Source organism: Cellulomonas triticagri, from assembly GCF_003696205.1.
Taxonomy (GTDB): Bacteria; Actinomycetota; Actinomycetes; order Actinomycetales; family Cellulomonadaceae; genus Cellulomonas; species Cellulomonas triticagri.
This window is the reverse complement of sequence record NZ_RFFI01000017.1, coordinates 20,385-46,627: the sequence shown is the minus strand read 5'-3', so window position 1 is coordinate 46,627 and position 26,243 is coordinate 20,385. Positions and strand designations below refer to the sequence as shown.

The window sequence follows — 26,243 nt, the reverse complement described above, 5'->3', positions numbered from 1 at the left end:
CGCTGCGCGGCTGGGCCGGTGCGGGGGCCACGGTCGGGGCCGGTGCGGCCGCCGGTGCCGTCGCCGGTGCGGCGCTGCCGGTGCTCGGCGTGCTGTCGGGCGCGCTGCTCGGGGCGGTCGTCGGCGTGCTGGTCGCGGCGGCGGACGCGCTGTTCGACCGGATGGCGGTCCTGGAACATCGTCTCGCGGGGTGGGCGGTGGCTGTGCTGCCGGTCGCCGTCACGGGCATCCTCGTCTACGTCGTGGGGCGCGTGCTGGTGGGCTGACCCGGCCCCACCCGCCCTCGCGGGGACGGTGGAGGTCGGATGGAGCCGAGGCTGCTGCTGGTCGCCGCCGTGCTCGCGCTGGCGACGGCGCTCGGGCTGCTGTGGCGCGCCCGGTCGGGCCGGTTCGCGGCCGCCCGCGCCGGGGCGAGCCTGTCGGCGCGTGACCTCGGGGCGCCGCTGGGCGCCGAGGCGACGTTCGTGCAGCTCTCGGCGGAGGTGTGCGCGTCCTGCCGGTCGACGGCCGTCGCGCTCGGGGCGCTGGTCGCCGAACGTCCGGGCCTCGTGCACGTCGAGGTCGACGCCGCGGAGCGCATGGACCTGGTGCGCCGGTTCGGCGTGCTGCGCACCCCCACCGTGCTGCTGCTCGACGCGGACGGCGCGGTGCGGGGCCGGCTGACCGGTGGGACGAGCCGGACGCAGGCGCTGACGGCCCTCGCCCACGTCGCGGGAGGCCGCTGATGACCGCGCCCGCCGGGCCCGCCGGGCCGGGCATCGACCCCCGCGGCCCGCGGGTCGGGGCCGCGATCACCGCGGTGCTGCTCGTCGTGGTGCTGCTGCTCCCGGGTGCCGCGGCGACGGCGGCGCTGGCGGTCGTGGCGGCGCTGTTCGCCGTCGGGGCCGTGCGCGGCGCGCAGGGCACGGTGCAGGGACTCGCCTACCGGTCGCTGGTCGCACCGCGTCTCGCGCCGCCGACGGAGCGGGAGGACCCGCGTCCGCCCCGGTTCGCGCAGGGCGTCGGCCTGGTCATCACCGGCGCGGGCGTGCTGCTGGCGCTGCTCGGCGTCGGGGCCGCGGTGCCCGTCGCGGCGGCGCTCGCGCTGGTCGCGGCGGTGCTGAACGCCGCGTTCGGCCTGTGCCTGGGCTGCGAGCTGTACCTGCTCGGGGCCCGGCTGCGGACCGCCCGCGCCTGACCGCGTTCCCCCTCGGCAGAGCGCCGCGGCGAACCCGACCGCGAGGACGGGAAGCCAGCGGCCCTCCTCGTCGTTAGGATCGGTCAATGCACGCACTCGAGATCGTGTTCATCGGTCTGCTCGTCGCTGCGTCGATCGCGATCGGCTGGTTCGCGTTCTTCGTGGTCTACCGGCTGTTCAAGGGACAGCGCTGACAAGAGGGAAGTTCATGGCGTTCACGCTGCCCGAGGGCCTCGCGCCCGAGATGTACCCGCTGGCCTGGTTGGTCGGCCGCTGGCACGGCGAAGGGGTCGTGGGGTACCCGGGCATCGAGGAGACCGCGTTCACCCAGGACGTGGTGGTCGACCACGACGGCGGGCCGTACCTGTCGTACACGTCGACGATCCGCCTCGTCGTCGCGCCCGACGACGCCTCCGCGCTCACGGACGACGGTGACGTCGCCGCGGCGGGCGAGGAGTCGCCGGGTGCGGCGGCGGCCGCCACCGACGAGGACGGCCCGGTCTGGTCCACGGAGCAGGGCTACTGGCGGATCCCGCCGGAGCGCCCCGAGGGCATGGGCTCGGACCTGCACCCCGTCGAGCTGCTGATCGCCGACCCGTCCGGCCACGTCGCCGTGTACGTCGGCGCGACCGGCAACGGGCGGATCGACCTGGTGAGCGACCTCATCGCGCGCACCGCCACCGGCGCCGAGGTCACGGCCGGCAAGCGGCTGTACGGCCTGGTGCAGGGCGAGCTCATGTGGGCGCACGACCTCGCGGCGTTCGGCCACGAGCTGCAGTCCTACGGGTCGGCGCGCCTCAGCCGCGTCCTGGACTGACGTGAGCACCGAGGCCGAGGTCCCCGCCGACGCCGCGCCCGAGGCGCCCCGGCACCGCAGCCCGCTCCTGGACCGGCACGGCGCCGTCGCCGCGACCGGCCCCGACGCGGGCGTCGCGTGGCACTACGGCGACCCCACCGCGGAGCAGCGCGCGCTGACCCGCGGCGGCGCGGTCGTCGACCAGTCGCACCTCGGCGTCGTGCGGGTCACGGGGCCCGACCGGCTGTCGTGGCTGCACTCGATCACCTCGCAGCAGCTCACGGACCTGCCGCCGCGCACCTCCACCGAGACGCTGGTGCTCAGCCCGCAGGGGCACGTGGAGCACGCCGCCGCCGTGGTGGACGACGGCGAGGCGACCTGGCTGATCAGCGAGACCGCACCGGGCCTGGCCGCGTGGCTGGACCGGATGCGGTTCATGCTGCGCGTCGAGGTCGCGGACGTCACCGACGACTGGGCCGCGCTGGGCGAGCCCGTCGACGCCGAGGGGGAGCCGGGCGAGCCGGTCACGTGGCGCGACCCCTGGCCGCGCACGCTGCCCGGCGGCACCCGCTACGGCCTCCCCGACGCCGAGCACCCCGGCGCCGACCGGGCCTGGCGGCTCGTGCTCGTGCCGCGCGCCGGGCTGGTGGACGCGGTGCGGGCGCGCGAGGCCGCGGGCTGGCCGCTCGCGGGCACGTGGGCGAGCGAGGCCGTGCGCGTCGAGGCGTGGCGTCCCCGCGCGGGCCGCGACGTCGACCACCGGACGATCCCGCACGAGCTCGACTGGCTGCGCACCGCCGTGCACCTGGAGAAGGGCTGCTACCGCGGGCAGGAGACCGTCGCGCGGGTGCACAACATGGGTCGGCCGCCGCGCCGCCTCGTGCTGCTGCACCTCGACGGGTCCGGGCACGTCACCCCCGAGGCCGGGGCGACCGTCCGCGCGCTCGGCGACCTGCTGACGTCCGGCGAGCCCGGGCGCGAGATCGGCCGGGTCACCACGGTGGTCCGCCACCACGAGCTCGGCCCCGTGGCGCTCGCGGTGGTGAAGCGTTCCGCACCGACCGACCAGGACGTGGTCGTCGACTGCGACGGCGGCGCGATCACCGCAGGCCAGGAGGTCGTGGTCCCCGGCGACGGCGTGTCCGTCGACCGGCCCGCCGCGCACGGGCCGCTCACGCGCGGCCTCGGCGGCCACCCGATGCTGTGACCGGCGAGCCCGCCCCGCGCGGCCCGTCCGCCGTGCGGGTGCAGCTCGCCGCGCGGGTTCGGCAGGGCCGGTCCCGGGTGCGGACGGCGTTCGTGCCGGTGCTGCAGGCGGTCGTCGCCGCGGGTGGTGCCTACGCCATCTCGTACCACCTGCTCGGGCACACCGCCCCGTTCTTCGCGCCGGTCAGCGCGTGGATCGCTCTCGGTTTCACCGCCGACCGCGACCTGCGCCGGGTCGCGGAGCTCGCCGTGGGCGTCGCCATCGGCGTCGGCCTGGGCGACCTGGTGGTGCACGGCATCGGCACCGGGCCGTGGCAGGTCGCGCTGGTGCTCGCCGGGGCCGCGCTCCTCGCCCGGTTCCTCGACCGCGGGCCGATGCTCACCACCCAGGCCGGGGTGCAGGCCATCGTCATCGTCGGCCTGCCCGCGGTGGGCGCGGCGGGCGGTCCGGTCGGCCGGTGGACGGACGCGCTGGTCGGCGGCCTGGTCGCGCTGGCGGTCGCCGCGTTGACCCCCAGCGACCCGCGCCGTCGACCCCGCGCGCAGGGGCGTGCCGCCGTCGAGGAGCTCGCCGGGATGCTGCGCCTGCTGGCGCGCGGCCTGCGTGCCCGGTCCGCGCCGGACGTCGAGGACGCCCTCATCCGGGGCCGCGCCTCGCAGCCCGCGCTCGACGAGTGGCAGGACGCCGCCCGCGCGGCGCGCGACCTCGCCCGGGTCTCCCCGGGGTCGCGCCGGCACCGGACCGAGCTCGCGTGGGTGGGGCAGTCCGCGGTCCGGGTGGACCGTGCCGTGCGCAACGCCCGAGTGCTCGCGCGCCGGTCCCTGGCCACGGTGGAGGCGGAGCCGCCGCACGACCTCGGGGCCGTCGCGGACGCCGTGGACCGGGCCGCGCTGGCCGCCGACGCCCTCGCCGCCGCCCTGGCGACCGGGGCGGAGCCGCTGCGGTCCCGGGAGGAGCTGCTGCGGCTCGCGGCGGAGCTCGACCCGTTCACCCTCACGCCCGACGACTGGCAGGCGCAGAGCCTCGTGCTGCTGATCCGCTCGCTGGTCGTGGACCTGCTGGAGGCGTCCGGCGTGGACGCCCGGACCGCCCGCGAGACCCTGCCCGAGCTGTGACCCGCCCGCTGTCGACGCTGGCCGCGCTGCCGCGGGGCCGCGTCGCCCCGTAGCATCGCCTGCGTGATCCTCGGCGGCGTGCAGTTCTACCTGTTCCTGGTGTTCAACCTCGTCATCCTCGCGCTGACGGTGTGGGCGCTGGTCGACGCCGCGCGCCGGCCCGCGGCCGCGTTCGTCGCGGCGGGCAAGCAGACGAAGCAGATCTGGCTGATCATCCTCGGCATCGCCACCGCCGTGGCGTTCTTCTCGGTGCCGCCGCCCCTCGGCCTGGGGGCGTTCCCGACCTGGCTCGCGCTGCTCAGCGCCGTGGCCGCGATCGTGTACCTGGTGGACGCGCGCCCGGCCATCGCGCCGCACACGCGTCGCCGCGGGGGTCCGAGCGGCCCGTCGCGCGGCGGGTGGTGAGCGTGCCGGGGACCCGCCCGGGCGGCCCGCACCTGACCGAGCGCCTGACGGGCGCGGACGCCGCAGTGCCGGGCGCCGCGGTCCCCGGCCTGCCCGACCTGCTTGACCTGCCTGAGGCCGTGCCCGACGACCTGCTGGCCGCCGCTCGCGCGGTCGCCGCCGGGGCGTCCGATGTCGCGACGGGTGCCGTCCCGCTGGCCCGGGTCGTGCGCGGCGACGTGGTCGAGTCCGTGCACCTCGGCCACCTGGTCGTCCTCGCCCCCGACGGCTCGGTGCGGCTCGCGCTGGGCGACCCCGAGGTCACGATCCTCGCGCGGTCGTCGCTGAAGCCGCTGCAGGCCGTCGGGATGCTGCGCGCGGGCCTCGACCTCGACCCGCCGCACCTCGCGCTGGCGTGCGCGTCGCACGACGGCACCCCGGAGCACGTGCGCGTGGTCCGCGAGTCCCTGCTCACCGCCGGGCTCAGCGAGACCGCGCTCGAGAACACTCCCGACCTGCCGCTCGACCCGGACGCCGCCGCCGCGCGCCGCGCCGAGGGCCACGGCCCGGAGCCGGTGACGCAGAACTGCTCCGGCAAGCACGCCGCGATGCTGGTCACCTGCGTCGCCCACACCGGCGAGGAGGGCTGGGACACGGAGCGCTACCTCGACGCCGAGCACCCGGTGCAGGTCGCGTGCCGCGCCGCCGTCGAGGAGCTCACCGGCGTCCCCGCCTGGCACGTCACGGTCGACGGCTGCGGCGCCCCGCTGTTCTCCACCTCGCTCACCGGGCTGGCGCGGGCGTTCGCGCGGATCGCGGTCGCCCCCGCCACCGAGCCCGGGAGCCCGCTCGCCCGCGTCGCGACGGCGATGACGACGCACCCCGACCTCGTCGGCGGCGAGCGGCGCGACGTCACCCGCGCCATGCGCGCCCTGCCCGGGCTGGTCGCCAAGGACGGTGCCGACGGCGTCTACGCCGCCGCGCTGCCCGACGGCTCCGCGGTGGCGTTCAAGGTGCTCGACGGCAGCGCCCGGCCCCGACCGGCGGTGCTCGCGGAGGCGCTGCGGGTCGCGGGCGCGGCGACCCTGCCCGGCGCGGACCTCGCGGCGCTGGACACGCTCGGCCGCACCGCCGTCCTCGGCCACGGCGAGCCCGTCGGTGCCGTCGTCCCCGCGTTCGCCGCCGGGTCGCCCGCGTGAGGGCGGTCGTCCAGCGCGCCACCCGCGCGTCCGTGACCGTGGCGGGCGAGGTCGTCGGGGCGTTCGACGGCGAGGGCCTGGTCGTCCTCGTCGGCGTCACTCCGGGGGACGGGCCCGCGCAGGTCGAGCACGTCGCCCGCAAGGTCGCCGAGCTGCGCATCCTGCGCGGCGAGCGTTCGGTGGCCGAGGCCGGGGCGCCGGTGCTGGTCGTCAGCCAGTTCACGCTCTACGGGGACGCCCGCAAGGGCCGCCGCCCCACGTGGAACGCCGCCGCTCCCGGACCCGTCGCCGAGCCGCTGGTCGACGCCGTCGTCGCCGACCTGCGGGCGCGCGGCCTCACGGTCGCGACCGGGGTGTTCGGCGCGGACATGGCCGTCGAGCTCGTCAACGACGGGCCCGTCACGCTGCTGCTCGAGTCGGCGCCCGACCCCGCCTGACGCCGCGCGTCAGCCGATCCGCAGGACCAGTCGCTCCTCGGTCTGCGACTCGTCGCGGCTGCGGGCGTGCCGCTCGGTCGTCCGCTCGAACCCCGCACGCACGAACAGGTCCCCGGCGGCGTGGTTGCCGTCGGCGACCCACAGCGACACGGTCTCCGCGCCCTGGGACTTCGCGGCCGACCACACGGCGTCGAGCAGCGCCCACGCCTTGCCCTGCCGCCGGGCCTCCGGCGCGACCCAGAGCTGCACGATGTGCCGGTCCGAGGTCGGCGACCCCGGCTCCTGGATCATCGCGACCAGCCCGCGCGCCGTGCCGCCGTCGTCCACCACCCACGTCGTCGCCGACCGCAGGCGCATGCGCCAGTGGTTCTCCGCGAACATCTCCTCCCGCGCCAGCGACGAGCCGAACGCGTCGGGGTCCTCCCGCAGTGCGCGCAGGCGCACGTCGCGGACCATCTGCCAGTCGTCCTCGAGCACCTCACGGATCTGCACGGCGTCCAGCATGCCAAACGTCCTGGGTGCGGGTCTCCCCGACCTGCCCACCCACCCGGGGTGAAGCCGCCGCGGGTGGGTGGGTGACGGGCCTCAGTGCAGGGCGCGGTCGAGCACGCGGACCTCGCGCGCCAGCCGGTGCCGGGCGTAGGCGCCGAGCAGCCGCGCCTCGGCGCCCCGGTACCCGCGCGGCGCGCCCTCGACCGTCATGATCAGGTAGAGGTACGCCCGGTACAGCGCGAGCCGCAGCTGGGCGCCGGGCCCCAGGTCCAGCGGGCTCCCGGCGGTCTCGGCGAACCCGGCCAGGAAGTCCGTCGCCCGCGCGGGGTCCCGGAACAGCGCGGTCGACGCGAGCTCGGCGAGCGGGTCGCCCCAGAACGCGCGCTCGCCGTCGACCACGGCCTCCAGCCGGTGCCCGTGCTCGCCGGGGACGACGAAGACGTTGCCCGCCCACAGGTCGAAGTGCGTGAGCACCGGCACCCGCACCGCGGACAGCTCGGGCTCCGCCGCCCGCACGCGCTCCGGCAGGGCGCCGACCCGGGCCGGCAGCCGGACCCCGTACCGATCGGCGTCGGCGAGCAGCGCGGCGACCATCGCCGCCAGCGCCTCGGTCCACGTCGCCCCGGACAGCGCGCCGTCGGGGCGGTCGTAGCCGAACCGGGTGCCCGTCACCGCGCGGAGCCGGGCCACGAGCGCCCCCAGGTCCCGCTCGACGGCGGCGCGGTCGGCGGCGGGCATCCCGCGCCGGGCGGCGGCGAGCGGGCGCCCGCGCAGGTGCTCCAGCACCAGGACGTCCCGGTCGAGGCGGGTGCGCGTGAGGTCCACCCCGAGCACGGCGGGCACCGGGATCACGCCCGAGGCGCGGTGGAAGAAGTCCGCCTCCGCCCGCATGAGGTCGTGCTCGTAGGACAGCACCGGCGTGCCGACCGGCGGCGCGACCTTGACGACCATCTCCCGGCCGTCGGCGGTGCGGACCGCGTAGGCGGCGTTGAACATGCCGTCCGTCAGCTCACGCACGTGCTCCACCGGGGACGCGCTGCCGACGACCTCCCGGACGACCGTCTCGAGGTCCGGCCGACCGAGGTCGACCTTGGTCCGGCTGTGCATGAGGCCCTTCCGCGCGCGGTGCAGGTGGCCGGGAGGACGCGCAGGGGGAGCGGGCCTCCCGGCCGCCGACGACGTTAGCGCAGGCAGCAGCGGTGCGAGGCGGGTTCTGGGTGCCGGGTTTCCTGTGAGGTCCCGGGGAGCGTCAGGGGTGCAGGCGCGCCTCGTCCGGCGTGCCGTGCCCGGCCGGGTCCGGGGTGGCGCGGGCGGCGTCCGCCACGTCCTCCTCGGGACGCGGCGGCACGGTCTCGTCGTACTCCAGCACCGGCACGTCCTCGTGCCCGTCGTGGGCGACCGGCACCGGCGTGACGTCGGGCTCGGCCGCGGGGCCGCTCGGGTTGGGTTCGGTGGGGATCGGCTCGGTCACGGTGTCCTCCCGGGGTCGGGTTGCTCCTTGCACCGTAGGACGGACCGGCCCCGCCCGCGCGACGATGGGGGCATGCGCATCGAGGCCGTCACGGGCGACATCACCGAGCAGGACACCGACGCCATCGGGAACGCCGCGAACTCGTCGCTGCTCGGCGGCGGGGGCGTCGACGGGGCCATCCACGCCGCCGCCGGGCCGGACCTCCTCGCCGCGTGCCGGGCGCTGCGCGCCAGCACCCTGCCCGACGGGCTGCCCGTGGGCGACGCCGTCGTCACCCCCGCCGGTCGGCTGCGCGCTCGCTGGGTCGTGCACGCCGTGGGCCCGAACCGGCACGCGGGGCAGACCGACCCCGCGCTGCTGCGCTCGGCGTTCACGCGTTCGCTCGACGAGGCCGCGGCCGCCGGGGCGCGCACCGTCGCGCTGCCCGCCGTCGGCGCGGGGGTCTACGGGTGGTCGGCGGCGGACGTGGCGGCCGAGGCCGTGGGCGCGGCGCGCGACTGGGGCGCGGCGCACCCCGACGGGCTCGACCTCGTGCGGTTCGTGCTGTTCTCCGAGCCGGTGCGCGCGGCGTTCGAGGCGGCGCTCGCGGCGGGGTGAGACGCGGTCAGCGCCCTGGTGCGGCGAAGACCGGTAGCCGCGGCAGCACGGTGGCCGCCAGGTCGACGATGCCCTCGCACAGCGGGAGGTCAGCACGCACGTCCTCGGGTCCCGCACCCGTGTCGTCCAGGCAGTCTCCGTCGTTCCGCGTGCGACGGATCCGGTGGTACGGCGCGAGCCGTGGGCCGAGCGGCGGGTGGAGCTGTGCGCGGACGGCGTCGTGGACCGCCACGTGCCCGCCCGAGCGCGTCGGGCGCAGGCCCTGCGCGAGCAGCAACGCGGTGAGCGCCTTGCGGTTGGCCGCGTGGAGCGCGTCGTAGGCGAGCGCCACGTCGTCGTCCGCGAGGAGCGCGGCGGCGCCGTGCGGGTCTGCCGGGACCGGTCCGAGGTCGCCCGCGCGGAGCATCTGCTCGATCACCGCGCGCCCCTGCTCCCAGCCGGTCACGAGGACGGTGCGGGGTCGGCGGGGTCGCCGGAGAGGTCGAGGGCGACGAGCGGGCGAGAACGGACGTGGCGCACGAAGGGATCATCCCCGTCATGCCAGCGCTCCCCGGACAGGTACGTGGTGTTCACCTCACGGTGCAGTGCGGGCTCGACGTCGAGCAGGGCCGCGTCGACCGCACCCCGCTGCGGGGAGCCGACCACGAGGAGGTCGACGTCCCCCGGGGCGGGCCCCACCTCGCCCTGGAACCGGGCGGCCCACGACCCGTGGACGTAGGCCTGCTCGACCCCCGGGATGCCGCGCAGCGCCTGCTCCAGCACGTGCGACGGTCCGACCGTGACGACCAGGAGCTGCCGCAGCGGCGCCGTCGCGGGGTTGTCCTCGTCCGGGCGGAGCAGCACCGCCCGCCCGACCTGCTCGCCGCGCAGCAGGCCCGCGTCGAGCAGCCGCCGGACCTCGCGCGACACGGTCGGCTGCGGCTCGCCGAGGGCGCGTGCCAAGTCCGTCGCGGTCAGGCCCCGGTCGTCGGTGAGGACGCGGAGCAGGACCTGCGCCTGCAGCGTCGAGCGGAAGATCGGCACCAGCGCGGGGGCCTCGGTTCTCATATGACGCATGATGATACTCGTCAAACGAGTGATCAAGCGGAATCAGCGCGCCGGCAACCGCGACAACCCCGCTCGCAGGTCCGCCGCGCTCGCGGTCAGCGAGATGCGCACCCACCCCTCGCCGCCCGGCCCGAACGCCGACCCGGGCGCGACGGCCACGCCCGCCGACCGGGCCAGGTCCTCCGCCCACGCGGCGACGTCCCCGTCGGTCAGGTGCGCGACGTCCGCCCACAGGTAGATGCCGCCCGCCGCGGGCAACCAGCGGATGCCGCGCTCGTCCAGCAGCCCCGCGGCGAGGTCCCGGTGCTCCCGGTACGTGCGGCGCGCGGCGTCGACCGCGTCCTGCGGGCCGGTCAGCGCCGCCAGCGCGGCGTACTGGGCGGGGGTGTTCACGCAGGAGATCACCGACTCCTGGAGCGTCGGCATGAGCGGCGCCATCGTGTCCGGGACGACGAGCACCCCGACCCGGAACCCCGTCATCGCGTGCGTCTTCGAGAACGTGTGCAGCGTCAGCACCCGGCCGTCGGTGTCGAACCGCGCCGCAGGGATGTGCGGGGCGTCGTACGTGAACGCCGCGTAGCACTCGTCCGACAGCATCCACAGGTCGTGCCGCCGGGCCACGTCCACGAGCTCGGCCAGCAGGTCCGCGGGCAGGACGGTGCCCAGCGGGTTGGACGGTGAGTTCAGCAGCAGCACCCGGGTGCGGTCGGTGATCGCCGCCTCCACGGCTGCCGGGTCCGGCAGGAACCCGTCCTCGGCGCGCAGCGCGTACGGCTGCGCCTCGGCCTGCAGCAGCCGCGTCGCCATCGTGAACGGCGGGTACCCCGGGTCCGGCACCAGCACACCGTCGCCCGCGCCGACGGTGAGGCTCAGCCCCAGGTGCAGCGCCTGCGCCCCGCCGGCCGTGACCCACACGTTGTCCCGCCGCACCGGCAGGGCGTGCTCCGGGTCCAGCCACGCCGCCACCGCGTCCCGCAGCGGCGCGATGCCGCCGTTCGGGGTGTACCGGGTGTCGTCGCGGGCCAGCGCCTCGCGCGCCGCCTCCAGCACGTGCGGCGCCGTCGGCAGGTCCGGCTCCCCGACGCTCAGCACCACCGCGTCCGGCAGCGACCACGCGAGCTCGGTGATCCGGCGGATCCCGGAGGCCGGGACGGTGCGGGCGTGGGCGGCGATCTGGGGCACGGGCGGCAGGCTAACCCCGCCGTGTGTCCGTCCCGTGACGGCGGGGGTTGGCAGGATGAGGGCGTGAGCACCGCACCTGACCTGCCCCCCTCCCTGCGCACGGACCCCTCGCGGATGCTGGTGCGGCTGCTCGTGGGGCTCGCCGTCGCGGCCGCCGGGGCGTGGCTGATCCGGTACGGCACCTACGAGCAGACGCTCGTGAGCTGGGAGTGCTTCGCGGGCACGTGCGCCACCGACGACTTCGCGGGCGCCGCGCCGATCCTCGGCGTGCTCGTGCTGCTCGGTGCGGTGGCCGCGCTCAGCCCGGTCACCCGGCAGGCGACGGTCGGGCTGCTGGTCGTCGTCGGCTCCGGCGCCGCGCTGCTCGGCTGGTCGGCGGCGGTGCGCGACGGGCTGAACACCGACGAGGCGCTGCGTCGCCCTACCGCGATCGTCTGGACGGTCCTCGGGATCGGTGCCGTCGCCGCGGTCGTGGGTGCCGTGCGCAGCCTCGGCCGGTCCACCGCCGCGCGCGTGCGCGGGCTGGTGCCCGCGTGGGCCCGGGTGCGGGACTACGAGGGCATCGACGGGCGGCGCTGCCACGCGACCGTGCACTTCGCCGACGCGTCCGGCACCCGGCACGCCGTGCGGACCGTCGTCCCGCAGGACGCGTTCAAGCACGCGCCGGTCGCCTACTACGACCCCGAGCGGCCCGACGACCCGGCCCGCCTGCGGGTCGTCGTGCCCGCCCAGCCGCTGATGGCGGCCGTGCGCACCGAGCGCGAGGCCGCGGTGCGGCGCCTGCTGCCGCTGCCGGACGACGACCTGGTGAGCACGCCGCCGAGGACGCCGCGCACGGCGTCGCGCCCTGCGGCGTCGGAGCGGGCGGGAGCGGACCCGTCCGTGGTCGACGCGCTGGAGCGGCTGCGCGACCTCCACACCACCGGCGCCCTCACGGACGACGAGTACGCGGCGGCGAAGTCCCGGCTGCTCGCCCCGCCCGCCTGACGTCGGTCCCGGCGCGCGGGTGCGGTGCGCGAGCGCGGCGCGGATACTGGGTCGGTGGCAGAGACGCTGGACCTGGACGAGGTCGCGGCGGTGCTCCGGGAGCGCCGCCGGGAGGCCCTGGAGCGCCTCGCCGGGACCGGCGCCGAGCGCGACGCCGTGGTCGCCGCGTCCCGCGAGCAGGTCGCCGACGACGAGCACGACCCCGAGGACGCGACCATCGCGTACGAGCGGCGGCTGCTGGACGCTCTCGCCCACGACGTGCGGGAGCGCGTCGCCGAGGTGGACGCCGCCCTGGACCGCCTGGAGCGCGGTACCTACGGCACCTGCACCCGCTGCCACCGTCCCGTCCCGGTCGAGCGGCTGCGCGCCCTCCCCTCCGCCGCCACCTGCGTCACCTGCGCGTCCCGCTGACGCCCGCGCGCGGCCGCCGCGCCGAGTGTCCACCTCTCGCCTCTGGGCCGGACCGGTCGTGCAGGCGAAGAGTGGACACTCAGCGTCTGCGCGGGCTGCGCGGGCTGCGCGGGTGGGTTCCCGGGCGCGTCCTAGAGTGGCCCGGTGCCTGAGACCGCGTCCGAGCCGCTGCGGCTCGCCGTGCTCGGTCCGGTGCGCGCCGCCGGTGCGGACGACGTGCTGCTGCCCGTCGCGGGGCGGGGCGCGAACCTGCTGCTCGCGCTCGCGCTGGAGCCCCGGGGGCTGAGCGCGGCCCGCGCCCTCGACGAGACCTGGCCGGACGGTGCGCCGTCCTCGGGCCGTGCGGCCCTGCAGACCCTGGTGTCCCGGCTGCGGGCGGCGCACCACGCCGGTCTGGTCGTCTCGACCGCGACGGGGTACGCGCTGGGCGTCGCACCGGACGCGGTCGACCTGCACCGCGCGGCGGCGCTCGCGGACCGGGCGCGGCAGGCGCTCGCGACCGGCGACCCGAGCGCAGCCGCCGACGGTGCTGCGGCGGCGCTCACGCTGTGGTCGGGCGAGCCCGGTGACGGGGTGACCGCGGACGCGCTCGTGGCGACGCTGGTGTCACGCTCGGAGGCGCTGCGCCGCGACCTGCTGCGCGTCCGGGCCGCCGCCCTGGTCGACCTGGACGACGGCCGCGCCGTCGACGCCGCGGAGGACCTGCTGGCGGTCGCCCCGCTGGACGACGGCGCGCACCTGCTGCGGATGCGGGCGCTGCACGCCGGAGGCCGCACGACGGAGGCGGTCGCGGCGTTCGCGGCGTACCGGGAGCGGCTGCGGGACACGCTCGGCACCGACCCCGCCCCCGACGTCGCGGCGTTCCACCTGCGCCTGCTGTCGGGCGAGCCCGCCGCCGCACCGGCCGCGGCGCCACCCGCCGGTCCCGAGGCGTCCACCACGCACGTGCTCGGCCTGCGGGCCGCGCCCGACGACCTCATCGGCCGGGACGCCGACCTCGCGGCCGTCGACGCCCTGCTCGGCTCCGCGCGGGTGGTCACGGTCCTCGGCACCGGCGGCCTCGGCAAGACCCGGCTGGTGCAGGAGGTCGCCCGGCGCGCGGCCGACCGGTACGCCGCGGTGGTCGTCGCGGAGCTCGCGTCCGTGCGGGACGACCCCGACGTGCTGCCCGCGCTCGCCGCGGCGCTGCGGGTCCCGGAGCCGACGCCGCGCCGCGGGGTCCCCGACCCGCGGCTGCGCCCCCTGCGGGACCGCGTGCTGGACCGCCTCGGGGACCGCCCGACGCTGCTGGTGCTGGACAACTGCGAGCAGGTGCTCGACGGCGTGGGCTCGTGGGTCGCGGACGTCGTCGCGGCGTCCCCGGGGGTGCAGGTGCTGGTGACGAGCCGGGCGCCGCTGGCCGTGCCGGGGGAGCGCGTGCACCCGCTGGCCCCTCTGGCGACGCACGCCCCGGACGGCGGCCCGGGGCCCGCGGTGCGGCTGTTCGTGGAGCGGGCCACGGCCGTGCGGCCGGACGCGGCGCTGCCCGAGGACGTCGTCGCGCGGCTGTGCACGCGCCTGGACGGGCTGCCGCTGGCCATCGAGCTCGCCGCGGCCCGGGTGCGGTCGCTGACGGTCGTGGAGCTCGAGCGGAGGCTGACGGACCGGTTCGCGCTGCTGGTCGGCGGGTCCGCGGGCGTCCCCGAGCGGCACCGGACCTTGCGCGCGGTCATCGACTGGTCGTGGGACCTGCTCACGGAGCGGCAGCGGCGGCTGTGCCGGCGGGTCGCGGTGCTGCCCGCCGGGGTGCCCCTCGGGGCGGCGCTGCGGGTCAGCGCCCTGGACGCCCCGGACGGCGTCGTGGACGAGACGGCGGTGCTGGACGACCTCGACGCGCTGGTGGCGCAGTCGCTGCTGCGGGTCCAGGAGGACGCGGGGACCGGCGCGGTCCGGTACCGGATGCTCGAGACCGTGCGGGAGTTCGGACGCTCCGAGCTACGGGCGGCGGGCGAGGAAGCGGCCGTCCGGGCGGCCGTGCTCGACTGGGCGGCCGAGGTCGCGACGGACCTGGTGCACCGGTCCGGCAGCCCGGAGCGCATCATGCTCGACCCGGCGGCGGCCGCCGAGCACGACAACCTCGTGGCGGTGCTCCGCTCCGCCCTGGACCACGAGCCCGACGCGTCCGGGGCGGTGCTCGCCCTGTACGGGGTCGTCGCGCTGCGGTGGATGATGCAGGGCGCGCACGACGAGGTCGGCGAGGTCGCGCCGCGCGTGCTGGCGCTCGCGGAGGCGCACGACCCGGTGGGCGACCCGGCGGCGGTCGTGCTGGCGGTGGCGCTCATGGCGGGCACCGACCTGCTGTTCGGCGACCGGCGGGCGGGGGTGCGGGGTCGGCTGCTGCTGCGGCGGGTCGTCGCGGGGGCACCGCCGCTGGACCCGGTGCCCCGGCTGCTCGCGGACCTGGTCGAGTCCTTCGGCGACCTCGCGGACGCGGGCGGCGCGCTGGCGCGGGGCCGGGCGAGCACGGACGTGCCGACGCGCCGGCTCGCGCTGTTCATGAGCTGGTCGGTCGCGGAGAACGGCGGCGACCTCGACCACGCGTACCGGTTCGCCGCGGACGCGCACCGCCTGGCGGTGGCCGACGCGGACCCCTGGACGCGCATGATGGCGGCCGCCGCGCTCGCGGGGATCTGCAGCCAGGGGCTGCGGACGACCGAGGCGCTGGGCTGGGTCGCGGAGGGCGAGGCGGCGCTGGTCGAGGTGCGGCGGCTGCCGGGAGGCGAGCCGCTGGACCTCGCGTTCGGGGACAACATCGAGCAGACCCGCGGCCTGGCCCTGCTGACCGCGGGCCGGTGGGACGAGGCCGAGGCGGTGTTCCGCCGGGTCGAGGCGTCCGCGCGGGACGCCCGCGACGGTGCCCTGCTGGGAGGGATCGGCGCGGCGGAGGCCCGGCGCGGCCGCGGCGAGGTGGACGCGGCGCTCGCCGCCGAGCGCGACCTGGTGGCGCGGCTGGGTCCGGTGCCCGAGCAGGACCCGTGGCTGCTGATCGTCGCGGGGACGTGCCTCGCGGCGCACGCGCTCGCGGACCGCACCGACGAGCCGCTGCTCGCGGACCTCGCGGGCGCGCTGGCCGAGGCCGCGGCGGGCGACCCGCCGTTCGGGACGCCGTTCACGGACCGGCCGGTGCTCGGGACCCTCGTGGTGGGCGTCGGGGCGTGGTGGGCGGCGACCGCCCCCGACGACCCGGCGGGCCTGGAGCTGCTGGCCCTGGGCGAGCGGCTGGGGTCCCGGCAGGACCTGCCCGCGGTGTCCCGCGCCCAGCACTGGGAGCGCGCGACCGCCCGCTCGGGTGAGCGGGCGGTCGCGGCGGCCCGGGCCGCGGTCGCGGACCTGCCCCGGGGGGCGGACGTCGCGCGGGCGATCACCCTCGTCCGACGCCTCACGACCTGAGGTGGCCGGACCCGGACGTCAGGCCTTGCGCATGTACGCCCGGACGGTGAGCGGCGCGAACACCGCGACCACCACGGCCGCACCCAGCAGCGCCCACAGCGCGTCCACCGTCCACGAGCCCGACAGCGTGAGCTCGCGCGCCGCGGTGACCAGGTGCGACACCGGGTTCACGTCCACGAAGCCCTTCAGCCACGACGGCATCGTGTCGGCCGGGACGAACGCGTTGGACGCGAACGTCAGCGGGAACAGCACGATCATCGAGATGCCCTGCACCGAGCTCGCCGACCGGGCGATGACGCCGAAGAACGCGAAGATCCACGACAGCGCCCACGCGCACAGGATGACGAGCAGCCCCGCGGACACGACCCCGACGAACCCGCCGTCCGGGCGCCAGCCCATGATCAGGCCCATGACGAGGGTCAGCGTGGTGGCGATGGCGTAGCGGACGGTGTCGGCCAGCAGCGCACCCGCGAGCGGGGCGATGCGCGCGATCGGCAGCGACCGGAACCGGTCGAACACGCCCTTGTCCATGTCCTCGCGCAGCTGCACGCCGGTGACGACGGACGTGGTGATGACGGTCTGCACCAGGATGCCCGGGATGAAGAACGGCAGGTAGGAGCCGACGTCCCCGGCGATGGCCCCGCCGAAGATGTACGTGAACATCAGCGTGAAGATGATCGGCTGCAGGGTCACGTCGACCAGCTGCTCGGGGGTGCGGCGGATCTTCAGCAGCCCCCGCCAGCCCATCGTGAGCGACTGCCGGACGGTGGTGGCGAGCGGCACGTGCGTGCTGACGGCGGCGGCGAGCGCCGGGCCGTCGACGGGGGCGCCGCCGGCGCGGGGTGCGGGACGGTCGGTGGTCAGGGTGGTCATGCGAGGACCTCCTCGGGGGTGCGGGCGGCGTCGGCGGCGTGGCCGGTGATGGTGAGGAACACCTCGTCGAGCGTCGGCTGCTGCACCCCGACCTCGGTGAGGTGGATGCCCGCCTGGCGCAGCGCGACCAGCAGGTCGCCGGCGGCGTCGGCCGTCGCGACGGGCGCGGAGAGCCGCCCGTCCGGCGTGCGGGCGACGTCCACGCCGAGCACCGCGCGGGCGATGCGCCGCGCCTCGTCCTCGTCGCGCTCCTCCGCGAGCCCCACCTGGATGCGCGAGGTGCCGACGGACGCCTTGAGCTCCGCGCCCGTGCCCTCGGCGACGAGGCGCCCGCGGTCGATGACGGCGATGCGCTCGGCGAGCTGGTCGGCCTCGTCCAGGTACTGCGTGGTCAGCAGGACGGTGGACCCGCCGTCGACCAGCCGCCGCACGGTGTCCCACATCTGCAGGCGGGTGCGCGGGTCGAGACCGGTGGTCGGCTCGTCCAGGAAGATCAGCGGCGGCCGGGCGATCAGGGAGGCGGCGAGGTCGAGGCGGCGCCGCATGCCGCCGGAGAAGTTCTTCAGCGGGCGGGCCGCGGCCTCGCCGAGCCCGAACTCGTCCAGCAGCGCGGCCGCGGTGCGGCGGGCGTCGCGGCGGGACAGGCCGAGCAGGCGCCCGAACAGCACCAGGTTCTCGGTCGCGGACAGGCTCTCGTCCACGGACGCGTACTGCCCGGTCACGCCGATGAGCTGGCGGACGGCCTGCGCCTCGCGGGCGACGTCGCGACCGAACACGGTCGCGGTCCCGGCGTCGGGGCGCAGCAGCGTCGCGAGCATCCGGATGGTGGTGGTCTTCCCGGCCCCGTTGGGACCGAGGAACCCGTACACGGCGCCGGTGCGGATCCGCAGGTCGATGCCGTCGACCGCGCGGTTGTCGCCGAACGTCTTGACGAGGCCCTGGGCCTCGACGGCCCAGCCGGTGCCGCTCGTGGTGGTGGTCATGCTGCTCCCTCTCGTGGTGCGTGCCACCGACTCTCCCCGCCCCCGCTCACACCCCGCTGACGTCCCGCTGACACCCGCTCTCCCCGGGTCGCGTATGACCCGGATGGCGCAGCGGGTGTTTCCGGGGGGTTGCGGGTGGGGGTGAGGCGTGGCGCTCCGGGCGCGGGGGTGGCACTCTGCCGTCAGAGTGCTCACTGGGTCGTCCGACCCACAGGTCCCACCGCCCCCGAGGAGACCCGTCATCGCCGCGCACCCCCGCCCCGTCGCCGTGGTCACCGGAGCGTCCTCCGGCATCGGCACCGAGTTCGCCCGCCGGTTCGCCGCGCGCGGCTACGACCTGGTGCTCGTCGCGCGCCGCCGCGACCGCCTCGACGCGCTCGCCGACGAGCTCGCCACGAGCCACGCCGCGACCAGCACGGTCGTCGTCGCGGACCTCGCCGACCCGGACGGTCCCGCGCAGGTCGCCCGGGAGGTCGCCGCGCACGGGCTGCTGGTCGACGCGCTCGTCAACAGCGCCGGGTTCGGCACCTACGGCCCGTTCGTCGACGAGGACCCCGCCCGGGTCGCGGCGGAGATCCAGGTGAACGTCACCGCGCTCACGCTGCTCAGCCGCCTGCTGCTGCCCGACCTGGTGGCGTCGCGGCGCGGGATCCTGGTGAACGTCGCCAGCACGGCCGGGTACCAGCCGGGGCCGTGGTTCGCGGTCTACGCCGCCACGAAGGCCTACGTGCTGTCGCTCACCGAAGCGTTGTGGGCCGAGCACCGGGGGTCGCGGCTGCGGGTGCTCGCGCTGTCCCCGGGGCCCGCGGAGACCGAGTTCTTCGACGCCGCGGGCACCGACCGGTTCCGGATCGGGCAGGTCATGACCGTGCCGCAGATCGTGGACGTCGCGTTCCGCACCCTCGACCGGCGCACCCCGCCGCCGTCCGTGATCACGGGGCTGCGCAACCGGGTCACGGCCGGCGCCGCGCGGCTCGCCCCCACCCGGTTGACCCTGCGCGTGGCGTCCCGCCTGGCGGGGGACTGACGTGCCCCGCATGGCCGTCGAGGAGCGGCGCCGGGCCCTCGTGGACGCCGCGGTGCGGGTGATCGCGCGCGACGGCGTCGCCGGGGCGACGACCCGGGCCGTCGTCGCCGAGGCGGGGATGTCGCTGGCGAGCCTGCACTACGCGTTCCCGTCCCGGGAGCACCTGCTGGAGGCCGTGATCGCCGAGGTCACCGCGCAGGAGCGCCGTACCGCCGAGGCGGGGCTGCTGCCCGTCGCGGTCGGTCCGGAGGTCGACGGCCCGCCCGCGCTGGTCGAGGTGCTGCGCGACGGGCTGGACCGGTACGTCGACCTGCTGGTCGCCGACCCCGCGCGCGAACAGGCGCTGCTGGAGCTCGCCCTGTACGCGATGCGGACCCCCGGGCAGCGCGCGGCGCTCGTCGCCCAGTACGACGTCTACCTGGAGTCGGCCCGGGCCAGCCTGTCCGCGGCGGCGCTCGCGGCCCGCAGCCGGTGGACGGTCCCGCTGGACGAGGCCGCCCGGGCGCTGGTCATGGCGACCGACGGCATCACGACGACCTGGCTGGCCGACCGGGACACCGCCGCGGCGCGCACCACGGCCCGGTTCGCCGCCGGGGCCCTCGCCGCGCTGGCCGAGCCGGTCGGCGGCAGCACCGCGCGGACCGGGGTCGTGCAGGCCCGACCCGGACGCGGCTGACCGGTGGACGCGCGGGCGGCGCGGGTCGCGGTCGGGGCGGCGTACGCCGCGCAGGGCTTCGGGTACGCCACGGTCGTCACGGCGCTGCCCGCGTTCAAGGAGCGGCAGGGGATCGACGACACCGCCGTCTCGCTGGTGGTGCTGCTGGTCTGCGTCACCGCGGCGGCCGGGTCGGTCCTCGCCGAGCGCATCGCCACCCGCCGGGGCAGCCGGACGTCGCTGCTGGTCGGACTGGGGCTGCAGGCCGTCGCGCTGCCGCTGGTGGCCGCGTCGACCCCGCTGGTGCCGTTCGTCCTCGGGTTCGCGCTGTACGGGCTGGGCCTCGGGGTGGTGGACGCCGCCGCGGGCATCCAGGGGGTGCTGGTGCAGCGCCGCTACGGGCGCCCGGTGATGTCCGGGTTCTTCGCCTGCTACACGGCGGCCGCCATCGCCGGGGCGCTCGCGATGTCGGCGTTGGTCGGCGCGGCGGCGGTGCCTGGCGCGACAGCCGCGCTCGTGGTCGCGGCGGCGGTGCTCGCCGGGGCGCTGCTGCTCGGGCGCCCGCGCCTGGTCCCGGTGGACGTCGCGCTCGCCGCGCCCACCCCGGCACCCGCCCCGACTGCCGCTCTCGCCGCGCGCGCTCCGCTGCCGGTGCGGGGCATCGTCGTCATCGGCGGTGTCGTCCTCGCCGCGTTCGTCGTGGACTCCGCTGTCAGCACCTGGAGCACCGTGTACCTGCACGACGTGCTGCTCGCCCCCGCCGCCGTCGCCCCGCTCGGCTACGCCGCGTACCAGGCGGCGGTGCTGGTCACCCGGCTGGCGGGGGACCGCCTGGTCGGGCGGACCGGTCGGGCGCCGCTCGTCGCGGGCACCGCCGCCACCGCCGTGCTCGGTCTGGTGCTCGTCGCGCTGGTCCCTGGACCCTGGGCGGCCGTGACCGGCTTCGCGCTCGCCGGGGTCGGCGTCGGGGCGCTCGTCCCGCTGGCGTTCTCCGCCGCGGGCGAGCTCGACCCGGAGCGCACCGACGAGGTCGTGGCGCGGGTCAACCTGTTCAACTACGCGGGCGCGGTGCTCGGGGCGGTCGCGGTCGGCCTGCTCGCGGACGGACCCGGGCTCGGTGCCGGGTTCCTGCTGCCCGCCCTGCTCGCCGCCCCGGCGGTCGCGGCGGCGCGCGCGTTCACCCCGCCGGGCACCCGGCCCGCGGTGCGGGGCTGAGCCCGCGCGCCGTCAGGACGGCAGGCGGCGGTTGCGGTCGACCCGCTGCATGAACTTCTTCGTCCCCCGGGTCGCGAAGATCCGGGCGAACGTCACGACGGCGGTGGTGATCGCCGCGGCCGCGACGACCTCACCGATCTTGATGTCGTCGGCGTCGTCCTCGGGCTTCGGCGGCTTGTGCCCGGAGGCGGCCTTCCACGCCGTGTCGACCGCCTTCGTCGCCAGCCAGGCGACCCCGCCGGCCACGACCAGGCCCGCCACCTTGGCGAGGGTGGACTGCGTCTCTTCGTCGGCCACGGGACCTCCTGCGTCGCGCTGCGGTTGATCTGCGTCCACGCTACCGCTCGCGCTGCCGGGACGCAGGTCAGCGTGGGTGGGTGGTGGGCGCCGCCACTCATCTGCGCTGGCCTGCGGCGCCGGTCCGGCGGGCCCGGACGGACATCCTGAGGCAGATCGACGCACACCGCACCGCTCCGGGCAAAGAAAAACCCCCAGCGCCGACCGGCTGGACCGGAGAGCGGGGACCTGGGGGACTTCGCTTCCTACGGTAGCGAGATGGCGGTCGACCAGCAAGCACCTTCGCGCCGGCACGACGGGCTGCGGCGCGGCGTGCCGGCGCCCAGGTTCGCGTCCTTCGAGCGCTGGGCCGAGCACGACAGCGCGTTGGCGTGGGACCTGTACGTCTGGAACCGGGACCTGTCCGCCGCCTTCTTCGCGGACGTGGCGGTCCTGGAGATCGCGCTCCGGACGGGCATGCACGACGCCGCTTCCGCGGCCTGGGGCAACCGGTGGTGGGCGGACCCCGACGTGCGCCTCGACGACCGCAGCAGCGCGCAGCTCGCCGCCGCCTGGTCCCAGCTCCCGCCGGCGGTCCGCCGGTCGCCGTCGGGAGACGACGTCCCCGACCGCCTGGTCGCCCAGTGCACCTTCGGCTTCTGGACGAACCTGCTCGACACGGGCGGGCACACCGGCGTCCCACCGCGGCGGACGCGCGTCGACTACGAGGCGCTGTGGCACGGGGCGTTCCGGCAGGCGTTCCCCGGCGGGCGGCTCCAGGCGCGCGCGGAACGCGAGCGCGCCTCGGGCCGCGATCTCGCCGGCGCCGAGGACGAGATCGCCTTCACACGCGCCTGGGTGCACGGCGTGTGCCGGGAGGTCAACGCGCTCCGGAACCGGGTGGCGCACCACGAACCGCTCGTGGGTGGCGTGCCGCTTCCCGGGCGAGGGCGGCGGATGTCTCCCCAGGATGCCCACCGGTCGTGCTTGCTGCTGGCGGCGATGCTCGACCGCGACCTGGCGGAGTGGCTGGCGTCGGCTTCGAGGGTGCCGCCGTTGCTCGCGGCCAGACCGGGCGCTCCGTCGTGACGCAGGTCAGCGCCTCCGGCGCCGGTCGTACGACCCCGCCGGTGTACTCTCGCCTCGAACGACAGGGGAGCGTCCCGGTCACCGCTCGCGCGGGGGCCGACCGGCGCTGAGAGTGCGGACGGAATCCGCAGACCCTCGCACCTGATCCGGTTAGCACCGGCGTAGGGAGTCGGGAATCTCAGTCGCCCCGTGCTGTCGTCTGTGCCGCGCGGTCGTGCGGCGGGGGCGGTGGTGCGGTGGCGGCACCCCTCGGTGCACATCGAGGAGGAACCACCATGGCGCGTACGCGCGCACCCCGTACGGCGTCCCGGCGGCGGGCACCCGTCATCTCCGGCCTGGCGGGTCTGGGCGTCGTCGCCCTCACCGCCTGCTCCGTCACGGGCGGCTCGTCCGGGTCGGACGGCACCGCCGAGGCCGAGGGGTCCGGCACGGTCACCCTGGTCACCCACGACTCGTTCCACGTGAGCGAGGACCTGCTCGCGCAGTTCGAGGAGGAGTCGGGCCTGACGGTCGTCCAGGTCGCCCCCGGTGACGGCGGCGCGCTGGTCAACCAGCTGATCCTGACGAAGGACGCCCCGCTGGGCGACGTGGTGTTCGGGATCGACAACACCTTCGCGTCCCGGGCGATCGACGAGGGCGTGCTCGCCCCGTACGAGTCGTCCGCCCCGGCGGCGGCCGACGCGGCGCAGTACGCGCCGGACGCGTCGGGCTCGCTGACGGCGGTCGACGTCGGGGACGTGTGCCTGAACGTGGACCACGCGTGGTTCGCGGAGCAGGGCGTCCCGGAGCCGACGACGCTCGAGGACCTGACCGATCCCGCCTACCGGGACCTCACGGTCGTGACGAACGCGGCGACGAGCAGCCCGGGCATGGCGTTCCTGCTGGCGACGGTCGGGGCGTTCGGCGCGGACGGCTGGGAGCAGTACTGGTCGGACCTCACGGCGAACGGCCTGAAGGTCGCCGAGGGCTGGTCGGACGCGTACTACACGGACTTCTCCGGCGGCGGTGGCGGCGGTTCCCGCCCGGTCGTGCTGTCCTACGCGTCCTCCCCGCCCGCGACGGTCCCCGAGGGCGGCGGCGAGCCGACGACCGGCGCCCTGCTGGACACCTGCTTCCGGCAGGTGGAGTACGCGGGCGTGCTCGCCGGGGCGCAGAACCCCGAGGGCGCGCAGCAGGTCGTGGACTGGCTGCTGTCCGACGCGGTGCAGGCCGACATCCCCGGGTCGATGTACATGTACCCGGTGAGCAGCGCCGTCGACCTCCCGGAGGACTGGGCGGCGTGGGCGCCGCTCGCCGAGCAGCCGTTCGAGGTGCCGCTCGTGGACATCGCCGAGCACCGCGACGACTGGGTCCGCTCCTGGACCGACCTGGTGATCGGCTGACCGCACGCCCATGAGCACGACGACCCGACCGTCCCCGACCGGCACCGCCCGGCCGGGGACGGTCGCGCGCCCGGAGCGCGGCTGGGCGGCGACCCGGGTGGTGGCGTGGACGGTGGCGGCCGCGGTGCCGCTGGTGTTCCTCGGGGTGTTCTTCGCGTGGCCGGTGCTGACGCTGGTGGGCCGGGGGTTCGTCGCGGACGGGGCGCTGGACCTGTCGGGGTTCGCGGAGGTGTTCGCCCGACCGCGGACCTGGCGGATCGTCGGGCTGACGCTCGCGCAGGGCGCCCTGGGGACGGTCGTCTCGGTCGCGCTCGGGGTGCCCGGCGCGTACGTGCTGTACCGCTGCCGGTTCCCCGGTCGCGGCCTGCTGCGCGCGTTCGTGACGGTGCCGTTCGTGCTGCCGACCGTGGTGGTCGGCGTCGCTTTCCGCGCGCTGCTGCGGGACAACGGTCCGCTGGGGTTCCTGCACCTCGACGGGACGTTCACGGCGATCGTCGCGGCCCTGGTGTTCTTCAACTACGCCGTCGTGGTCCGGACGGTCGGCGGGATGTGGGAGCGGCTGGACCCGCGCCCCGAGCAGGCGGCCCGGGCGCTGGGCGCCTCGCCCGCGCGGGCGTTCTGGACCGTGACCCTGCCCGCCCTGACCCCGGCCATCACGTCGGCGGCCTCGCTGGTGTTCCTGTTCTGCGCCACGGCGTTCGGGACGGTGCTGGTGCTCGGCGGGATGCGGTTCGGCACCGTCGAGACGGAGATCTGGATCCAGACCACGCAGTTCCTCGACCTGCGGGCCGCCGCGGTGCTGTCCGTGGTGCAGCTCGTGGTGGTCGTCGCGGCGCTCGCGGTCGCGGGGCGCGCGCGGTCGCGCCGGGAGCGGGCGTTGTCCCTGGTCGGCGAGGCCGAGCCGGGGGTGCGCCGCCCGCACCCGCTGCCCGCCGCCGTGACCGCCGTGGTGCTCGTGCTGCTGGCCCTGCCGCTGGCGGCGCTGGTCACCGGATCGCTGCGCACGGGCGACGGCTGGGGGCTCGACCACTACCGGGCGCTCGGCACCACCGGCGGCCGCAACGCGCTGACGGTGACGGTGTGGGAGGCGCTGGCGAACTCCCTGCGGGTCGCCGTGGACGCCACCCTGCTCGCCCTGGTGGTCGGCTGCCTGGTCGCGCTGGTGGTGTCGCGGCGCCCCCGCCGGCCGGTCGCGCGCCGCGCGGTGGGGGTGCTCGACGGGGTGTTCATGCTGCCCCTGGGGGTGTCCGCGGTGACCGTGGGCTTCGGTGCGCTGCTGACCCTCGCGCACCCGTTCGGGATCAGCACCGACCTGCGCAGCAGCGGCGCCCTGGTGCCGGTCGTGCAGGCCGTCGTCGCGGTGCCGCTCGTCGTCCGGACCGTGCTGCCGGTGCTGCGCGCCATCGATCCGCGGCTGCGCGAGGCGGCGGGCACCCTCGGTGCCGCACCCGGCCGGGTGCTCGCGACCGTCGACGGGGCGCTGGTCGCCCGGTCGGTGGGGCTGGCGGTCGGCTTCGCGTTCGCCGTGTCGCTGGGGGAGTTCGGGGCGACGTCGTTCCTGTCCCGCCCCGACCGGCCGACGCTGCCGGTCGTGATCTTCCGGCTGATCGGGCAGCCGGGCGCCGACAACTACGGGATGGCCCTCGCGGCGAGCGTGGTGCTCGCGCTGCTGACCGCGGGGGTGATGGCGCTCGCGGAGCGGTTGCGCGGGCCGGTGGGAGGAGAGCTGTGAACGAGCGGACCACGCTGGGGGCGCCCCGGCGGGCGGCGGAGGACGGCACCCACGACATGACGGCACCGCAGGTGACCCGCCCCGCGCTCGGGGTGACGGACCTCGTCGTCCGGTACCCCGCGGGTCGTCGCGGCGCACCCGGGGTGACCGCCGTGGCCGGGGTGACGCTCGACGTCCCCGCCGGGCAGGTGCTCGCGCTGCTCGGGCCGTCGGGGTGCGGGAAGTCGTCGCTGCTGCGGGCCGTGGCGGGCCTGGAGCCGCCTGCCGGGGGCTCGGTGACGTGGGCGGGGGAGGACGTCGCGGCGCTGCCCGTGCACCGCCGGGGGTTCGGGCTGGTGTTCCAGGACGGGCAGCTGTTCCCGCACCGCGACGTGCTCGGCAACGTCGCGTACGGCCTGCGGGACCTCGACCGCGCGGCGCGCCGCGACCGGGTCGCCGAGCTGCTGGACCTCGTCGGCCTGCCCGGCTACGAGCGGCGCCCGGTCGCGACCCTGTCCGGCGGGGAGCGGCAGCGGGTCGCGCTCGCCCGGTCGCTGGCCCCGCGCCCCCGGCTGCTGCTGCTCGACGAGCCGCTGTCCGCCCTCGACCGGTCCTTGCGCGAGCGCCTGGCCGAGGACCTGCGGCACGTCCTCGTGGCCACCGGGACGACGGCGCTGCTGGTCACGCACGACCAGGACGAGGCGTTCGCCGTCGCGGACCGGGTCGCCGTGATGTCCGCCGGGCGGCTGCGGCAGGTCGCGGACCCGGGGACGCTCTGGCGGCGACCCGCGGACCGGGAGGTCGCGGAGTTCCTGGGCTACCGGACGTTCCTCGCCGGCGCGGACGCGGGCACGGCCGTGGCGCCCGGGGGCTGGCGCGTCGCGGGGACGGGCGGGGGTCCCGCGCGGGACGCGGTCGTGACCGGCCACCGGACCCGGCGCGGGCTGCCCGAGGTCGTCGCGACGATCGAGCCCGAGGGCGAACCGGTCACCGCCGTGCCCGCCGGGGCGACGCTGCCCGCCCCCGGGACGCGGGCGCGGCTGGTGGCCGAGCCGGCTGCCGTGGCCGTCCTGGGGTCCACGGTCTGACGCGGCCCCCTCT

The 26,243-nt window shown here is 77.0% G+C and carries 28 protein-coding genes, 1 pseudogene and 1 riboswitch; of the genes and pseudogenes, 20 read left to right on the top strand and 9 right to left on the bottom strand.

Annotated features, from left to right (window positions below):
- From EBM89_RS21045 to dtd, 9 genes and pseudogenes are all read left to right on the top strand, one after another.
- A pseudogene (locus EBM89_RS21045) lies at positions 1 to 266 on the top strand (hypothetical protein); the annotation flags it as partial.
- A gap of 39 nt (positions 267 to 305) precedes the next feature.
- Positions 306 to 725, top strand: a complete 420-nt coding sequence (locus tag EBM89_RS04965) for a TlpA family protein disulfide reductase (RefSeq protein ID WP_122148351.1) — start codon at positions 306 to 308, stop codon at positions 723 to 725.
- Positions 725 to 1,177: a DUF4395 domain-containing protein gene (locus EBM89_RS04960; RefSeq protein WP_122148350.1), complete on the top strand. Its 453-nt coding sequence runs from the start codon at positions 725 to 727 to the stop codon at positions 1,175 to 1,177. Before EBM89_RS04965 ends, EBM89_RS04960 begins: the two co-directional genes overlap by 1 nt.
- A gap of 208 nt (positions 1,178 to 1,385) precedes the next feature.
- Complete coding sequence (locus tag EBM89_RS04955) at positions 1,386 to 1,994, top strand: heme-binding beta-barrel domain-containing protein (RefSeq protein WP_122148349.1); 609 nt, start codon at positions 1,386 to 1,388, stop codon at positions 1,992 to 1,994.
- A gap of 1 nt (position 1,995) precedes the next feature.
- The gene (gene ygfZ / locus EBM89_RS04950; RefSeq protein WP_122148348.1) at positions 1,996 to 3,180 is read left to right on the top strand and encodes a CAF17-like 4Fe-4S cluster assembly/insertion protein YgfZ; all 1,185 of its coding nucleotides are present in this window, start codon (positions 1,996 to 1,998) and stop codon (positions 3,178 to 3,180) included.
- The gene (locus tag EBM89_RS04945; protein WP_122148347.1) at positions 3,177 to 4,295 is read left to right on the top strand and encodes an FUSC family protein; all 1,119 of its coding nucleotides are present in this window, start codon (positions 3,177 to 3,179) and stop codon (positions 4,293 to 4,295) included. Before ygfZ ends, EBM89_RS04945 begins: the two co-directional genes overlap by 4 nt.
- Positions 4,296 to 4,358: 63 nt before the next feature.
- Positions 4,359 to 4,700 carry a DUF2516 family protein gene (locus EBM89_RS04940; RefSeq protein ID WP_233571545.1) on the top strand — a complete coding sequence of 114 codons (342 nt, stop codon included), beginning with the start codon at positions 4,359 to 4,361 and terminating at the stop codon, positions 4,698 to 4,700.
- 134 nt (positions 4,701 to 4,834) lie between these two features.
- Positions 4,835 to 5,878: an asparaginase gene (locus tag EBM89_RS04935; RefSeq protein WP_122148358.1), complete on the top strand. Its 1,044-nt coding sequence runs from the start codon at positions 4,835 to 4,837 to the stop codon at positions 5,876 to 5,878.
- Positions 5,875 to 6,315: a D-aminoacyl-tRNA deacylase gene (gene dtd, locus EBM89_RS04930; protein ID WP_122148346.1), complete on the top strand. Its 441-nt coding sequence runs from the start codon at positions 5,875 to 5,877 to the stop codon at positions 6,313 to 6,315. The genes EBM89_RS04935 and dtd overlap by 4 nt, the downstream gene beginning before the upstream one ends.
- Before the next feature lie 9 nt (positions 6,316 to 6,324).
- Here dtd and EBM89_RS04925 read toward each other — a convergent pair whose 3' ends face one another.
- From EBM89_RS04925 to EBM89_RS04915, 3 genes are all read right to left on the bottom strand, one after another.
- Entirely contained in the window at positions 6,325 to 6,819 is a 495-nt protein-coding gene (locus tag EBM89_RS04925; protein WP_122148345.1) for a GNAT family N-acetyltransferase, read from the bottom strand.
- Between the two features lie 81 nt (positions 6,820 to 6,900).
- A complete protein-coding gene (locus tag EBM89_RS04920) occupies positions 6,901 to 7,914 on the bottom strand; it encodes a phosphotransferase family protein (protein WP_122148344.1) in 1,014 nt (337 codons plus the stop codon).
- Between the two features lie 142 nt (positions 7,915 to 8,056).
- Entirely contained in the window at positions 8,057 to 8,278 is a 222-nt protein-coding gene (locus EBM89_RS04915) for a hypothetical protein (protein WP_122148343.1), read from the bottom strand.
- 72 nt (positions 8,279 to 8,350) lie between these two features.
- On the opposite strand from EBM89_RS04915, the gene EBM89_RS04910 reads away from it, so the two are divergent.
- Positions 8,351 to 8,875 (top strand): O-acetyl-ADP-ribose deacetylase, encoded by a 525-nt coding sequence (locus EBM89_RS04910; protein WP_122148342.1) that lies wholly within the window; start codon positions 8,351 to 8,353, stop codon positions 8,873 to 8,875.
- A gap of 7 nt (positions 8,876 to 8,882) precedes the next feature.
- Here the strand turns inward: EBM89_RS04910 and EBM89_RS04905 are convergent, their stop codons facing one another.
- Genes EBM89_RS04905 through EBM89_RS04895 form a run of 3 tightly spaced genes read right to left on the bottom strand, consistent with a single transcriptional unit; the run spans position 8,883 to position 11,104 of the window.
- The gene (locus EBM89_RS04905) at positions 8,883 to 9,320 is read right to left on the bottom strand and encodes a hypothetical protein (RefSeq protein ID WP_122148341.1); all 438 of its coding nucleotides are present in this window, start codon (positions 9,318 to 9,320) and stop codon (positions 8,883 to 8,885) included.
- Positions 9,317 to 9,922 carry a winged helix-turn-helix domain-containing protein gene (locus EBM89_RS04900; protein WP_158609504.1) on the bottom strand — a complete coding sequence of 202 codons (606 nt, stop codon included), beginning with the start codon at positions 9,920 to 9,922 and terminating at the stop codon, positions 9,317 to 9,319. Before EBM89_RS04900 ends, EBM89_RS04905 begins: the two co-directional genes overlap by 4 nt.
- Positions 9,923 to 9,964: 42 nt before the next feature.
- Positions 9,965 to 11,104: a pyridoxal phosphate-dependent aminotransferase gene (locus tag EBM89_RS04895; protein ID WP_199731981.1), complete on the bottom strand. Its 1,140-nt coding sequence runs from the start codon at positions 11,102 to 11,104 to the stop codon at positions 9,965 to 9,967.
- A gap of 63 nt (positions 11,105 to 11,167) precedes the next feature.
- Here EBM89_RS04895 and EBM89_RS21775 point away from each other — a divergent pair, with 63 nt between their 5' ends.
- The 3 genes from EBM89_RS21775 (at position 11,168) to EBM89_RS04880 (ending at position 15,931) form a co-directional block, all read left to right on the top strand.
- On the top strand, positions 11,168 to 12,091 hold the full coding sequence (locus tag EBM89_RS21775) for an SHOCT domain-containing protein (protein WP_199731980.1): 924 nt from the start codon (positions 11,168 to 11,170) through the stop codon (positions 12,089 to 12,091).
- Between the two features lie 54 nt (positions 12,092 to 12,145).
- Positions 12,146 to 12,502: a TraR/DksA family transcriptional regulator gene (locus EBM89_RS04885; RefSeq protein WP_233571544.1), complete on the top strand. Its 357-nt coding sequence runs from the start codon at positions 12,146 to 12,148 to the stop codon at positions 12,500 to 12,502.
- Positions 12,503 to 12,646: 144 nt separating this feature from the next.
- Complete coding sequence (locus EBM89_RS04880) at positions 12,647 to 15,931, top strand: AfsR/SARP family transcriptional regulator (protein WP_122148338.1); 3,285 nt, start codon at positions 12,647 to 12,649, stop codon at positions 15,929 to 15,931.
- Positions 15,932 to 15,949: 18 nt separating this feature from the next.
- Here the strand turns inward: EBM89_RS04880 and EBM89_RS04875 are convergent, their stop codons facing one another.
- Both EBM89_RS04875 and EBM89_RS04870 read right to left on the bottom strand, forming a co-directional pair.
- On the bottom strand, positions 15,950 to 16,804 hold the full coding sequence (locus EBM89_RS04875) for an ABC transporter permease (RefSeq protein WP_122148337.1): 855 nt from the start codon (positions 16,802 to 16,804) through the stop codon (positions 15,950 to 15,952).
- Complete coding sequence (locus EBM89_RS04870; protein WP_122148336.1) at positions 16,801 to 17,787, bottom strand: ATP-binding cassette domain-containing protein; 987 nt, start codon at positions 17,785 to 17,787, stop codon at positions 16,801 to 16,803. Before EBM89_RS04870 ends, EBM89_RS04875 begins: the two co-directional genes overlap by 4 nt.
- Positions 17,788 to 18,055: 268 nt before the next feature.
- On the opposite strand from EBM89_RS04870, the gene EBM89_RS04865 reads away from it, so the two are divergent.
- Genes EBM89_RS04865 through EBM89_RS04855 form a run of 3 tightly spaced genes read left to right on the top strand, consistent with a single transcriptional unit; the run spans position 18,056 to position 20,684 of the window.
- Positions 18,056 to 18,814, top strand: coding sequence for an SDR family NAD(P)-dependent oxidoreductase (locus EBM89_RS04865; protein ID WP_233571543.1), 759 nt, complete (start codon positions 18,056 to 18,058; stop codon positions 18,812 to 18,814).
- Positions 18,815 to 18,824: 10 nt separating this feature from the next.
- A complete protein-coding gene (locus EBM89_RS04860; RefSeq protein ID WP_122148335.1) occupies positions 18,825 to 19,490 on the top strand; it encodes a TetR/AcrR family transcriptional regulator in 666 nt (221 codons plus the stop codon).
- Positions 19,491 to 19,493: 3 nt separating this feature from the next.
- Positions 19,494 to 20,684 carry an MFS transporter gene (locus EBM89_RS04855; protein ID WP_122148334.1) on the top strand — a complete coding sequence of 397 codons (1,191 nt, stop codon included), beginning with the start codon at positions 19,494 to 19,496 and terminating at the stop codon, positions 20,682 to 20,684.
- Between the two features lie 12 nt (positions 20,685 to 20,696).
- Here EBM89_RS04855 and EBM89_RS04850 read toward each other — a convergent pair whose 3' ends face one another.
- Positions 20,697 to 20,981 (bottom strand): DUF4235 domain-containing protein, encoded by a 285-nt coding sequence (locus EBM89_RS04850; RefSeq protein ID WP_122148333.1) that lies wholly within the window; start codon positions 20,979 to 20,981, stop codon positions 20,697 to 20,699.
- A gap of 258 nt (positions 20,982 to 21,239) precedes the next feature.
- Here EBM89_RS04850 and EBM89_RS04845 point away from each other — a divergent pair, with 258 nt between their 5' ends.
- The 4 genes from EBM89_RS04845 to EBM89_RS04830 all read left to right on the top strand — a co-directional run bounded on the left by EBM89_RS04845 (position 21,240) and on the right by EBM89_RS04830 (position 26,230).
- Positions 21,240 to 22,049 (top strand): hypothetical protein, encoded by an 810-nt coding sequence (locus EBM89_RS04845; protein WP_199731979.1) that lies wholly within the window; start codon positions 21,240 to 21,242, stop codon positions 22,047 to 22,049.
- A 53-nt stretch (positions 22,050 to 22,102) separates the two neighbouring features.
- A riboswitch (TPP riboswitch) is annotated at positions 22,103 to 22,234 on the top strand.
- 90 nt (positions 22,235 to 22,324) lie between these two features.
- Positions 22,325 to 23,431: a thiamine ABC transporter substrate-binding protein gene (locus EBM89_RS04840; protein ID WP_122148332.1), complete on the top strand. Its 1,107-nt coding sequence runs from the start codon at positions 22,325 to 22,327 to the stop codon at positions 23,429 to 23,431.
- A gap of 10 nt (positions 23,432 to 23,441) precedes the next feature.
- A complete protein-coding gene (locus EBM89_RS04835) occupies positions 23,442 to 25,163 on the top strand; it encodes an ABC transporter permease (RefSeq protein ID WP_122148331.1) in 1,722 nt (573 codons plus the stop codon).
- Positions 25,160 to 26,230: an ABC transporter ATP-binding protein gene (locus EBM89_RS04830; RefSeq protein WP_439647165.1), complete on the top strand. Its 1,071-nt coding sequence runs from the start codon at positions 25,160 to 25,162 to the stop codon at positions 26,228 to 26,230. Before EBM89_RS04835 ends, EBM89_RS04830 begins: the two co-directional genes overlap by 4 nt.
- Positions 26,231 to 26,243: the final 13 nt, after the last annotated feature.

Coding starts and splice junctions, on each gene's coding strand:
- EBM89_RS04835 (WP_122148331.1), top strand. CDS start 23,442: ATGAGCACGACGACCCGACCGTCCCCGACCGGCACCGCCCGGCCGGGG.
- EBM89_RS04910 (WP_122148342.1), top strand. CDS start 8,351: ATGCGCATCGAGGCCGTCACGGGCGACATCACCGAGCAGGACACCGAC.
- EBM89_RS04955 (WP_122148349.1), top strand. CDS start 1,386: ATGGCGTTCACGCTGCCCGAGGGCCTCGCGCCCGAGATGTACCCGCTG.
- EBM89_RS04965 (WP_122148351.1), top strand. CDS start 306: ATGGAGCCGAGGCTGCTGCTGGTCGCCGCCGTGCTCGCGCTGGCGACG.
- EBM89_RS04840 (WP_122148332.1), top strand. CDS start 22,325: ATGGCGCGTACGCGCGCACCCCGTACGGCGTCCCGGCGGCGGGCACCC.
- EBM89_RS04960 (WP_122148350.1), top strand. CDS start 725: ATGACCGCGCCCGCCGGGCCCGCCGGGCCGGGCATCGACCCCCGCGGC.
- EBM89_RS04860 (WP_122148335.1), top strand. CDS start 18,825: ATGGCCGTCGAGGAGCGGCGCCGGGCCCTCGTGGACGCCGCGGTGCGG.
- EBM89_RS04845 (WP_199731979.1), top strand. CDS start 21,240: ATGGCGGTCGACCAGCAAGCACCTTCGCGCCGGCACGACGGGCTGCGG.
- EBM89_RS04870 (WP_122148336.1), bottom strand. CDS start 17,787: ATGACCACCACCACGAGCGGCACCGGCTGGGCCGTCGAGGCCCAGGGC.
- EBM89_RS04875 (WP_122148337.1), bottom strand. CDS start 16,804: ATGACCACCCTGACCACCGACCGTCCCGCACCCCGCGCCGGCGGCGCC.
- EBM89_RS04925 (WP_122148345.1), bottom strand. CDS start 6,819: ATGCTGGACGCCGTGCAGATCCGTGAGGTGCTCGAGGACGACTGGCAG.
- EBM89_RS04900 (WP_158609504.1), bottom strand. CDS start 9,922: ATGAGAACCGAGGCCCCCGCGCTGGTGCCGATCTTCCGCTCGACGCTG.
- EBM89_RS04920 (WP_122148344.1), bottom strand. CDS start 7,914: ATGCACAGCCGGACCAAGGTCGACCTCGGTCGGCCGGACCTCGAGACG.